This window comes from Listeria grandensis FSL F6-0971, from assembly GCF_000525835.1.
Lineage (GTDB): Bacteria > Bacillota > Bacilli > Lactobacillales > Listeriaceae > Listeria_A > Listeria_A grandensis.
This window is the reverse complement of sequence record NZ_AODD01000051.1, coordinates 1-1,805: the sequence shown is the minus strand read 5'-3', so window position 1 is coordinate 1,805 and position 1,805 is coordinate 1. Positions and strand designations below refer to the sequence as shown.

General features: G+C 51.0%; 1 rRNA gene. It reads right to left on the bottom strand.

Features of this window, described 5'->3' with window-relative positions:
* Window positions 1-256 precede the first annotated feature (256 nt).
* Window positions 257-1,805: ribosomal RNA gene (locus tag PGRAN_RS15245) — 16S ribosomal RNA — on the bottom strand.

Sequence of the window (1,805 nt, the reverse complement as noted above, 5' to 3'; positions counted from 1 at the left end):
TTTGTTCTTTCGAACTCGCCACGGGTATGTTCCTAACGTCTACGCACCAGCGATGGTCGTATCGGTTAGTTGAAAGATTCACTTTCAGTTGATTCTCGGTTCTTACTTGGTTGGTACAAGTCAACGACTTATACCGCACTTTACTAACTTTCTTATCTAGTTTTCAAAGAACAACTTTCTTTCATCGAGAGAAAAAAACCTCTCAAAACTGAACGAAACGAGAAGATAAAACGAATACAGGTTTCCTTTTCCTTAGAAAGGAGGTGATCCAGCCGCACCTTCCGATACGGCTACCTTGTTACGACTTCACCCCAATTATCTGTCCCACCTTCGGCGGCTGGCTCCATAAAGGTTACCCTACCGACTTCGGGTGTTACAAACTCTCGTGGTGTGACGGGCGGTGTGTACAAGGCCCGGGAACGTATTCACCGTGGCATGCTGATCCACGATTACTAGTGATTCCGGCTTCATGTAGGCGAGTTGCAGCCTACAATCCGAACTGAGAATAATTTTATGGGATTAGCTCGACCTCGCGGTTTGGCAACCCTTTGTATTATCCATTGTAGCACGTGTGTAGCCCAGGTCATAAGGGGCATGATGATTTGACGTCATCCCCACCTTCCTCCGGCTTGCACCGGCAGTCACTTTAGAGTGCCCAACTAAATGCTGGCAACTAAAATCAAGGGTTGCGCTCGTTGCGGGACTTAACCCAACATCTCACGACACGAGCTGACGACAACCATGCACCACCTGTCACTTTGTCCCCGAAGGGAAAGTTCTGTCTCCAGAATGGTCAAAGGATGTCAAGACCTGGTAAGGTTCTTCGCGTTGCTTCGAATTAAACCACATGCTCCACCACTTGTGCGGGCCCCCGTCAATTCCTTTGAGTTTCAACCTTGCGGTCGTACTCCCCAGGCGGAGTGCTTAATGCGTTAGCTGCAGCACTAAGGGGCGGAAACCCCCTAACACTTAGCACTCATCGTTTACGGCGTGGACTACCAGGGTATCTAATCCTGTTTGCTCCCCACGCTTTCGAGCCTCAGCGTCAATTACAGGCCAGTAAGCCGCCTTCGCCACTGGTGTTCCTCCACATATCTACGCATTTCACCGCTACACGTGGAATTCCACTTACCTCTCCTGCATTCAAGTCTCTCAGTTTCCAATGACCCTCCCCGGTTAAGCCGGGGGCTTTCACATCAGACTTAAGAAACCGCCTGCGCTCGCTTTACGCCCAATAAATCCGGACAACGCTTGCCACCTACGTATTACCGCGGCTGCTGGCACGTAGTTAGCCGTGGCTTTCTGGTTAGATACCGTCAAGGGACAAGCAGTTACTCTTATCCTTGTTCTTCTCTAACAACAGTGCTTTACGATCCGAAAACCTTCTTCACACACGCGGCGTTGCTCCGTCAGACTTTCGTCCATTGCGGAAGATTCCCTACTGCTGCCTCCCGTAGGAGTCTGGGCCGTGTCTCAGTCCCAGTGTGGCCGATCACCCTCTCAGGTCGGCTATGCATCGTCGCCTTGGTAGGCCATTACCCTACCAACTAGCTAATGCACCGCGGGCCCATCTGTAAGTGATAGCCGAAACCATCTTTCAAACAGGCGTCATGCGACGCTTGTTATTATTCGGTATTAGCCCCGGTTTCCCGGAGTTATCCCCAACTTACAGGCAGGTTGCCCACGTGTTACTCACCCGTCCGCCACTAACGTCCGAAAGAGCAAGCTCTTTCTTCGGTTCGTTCGACTTGCATGTATTAGGCACGCCGCCAGCGTTCGTCCTGAGCCAGGATCAAACTCTCTTT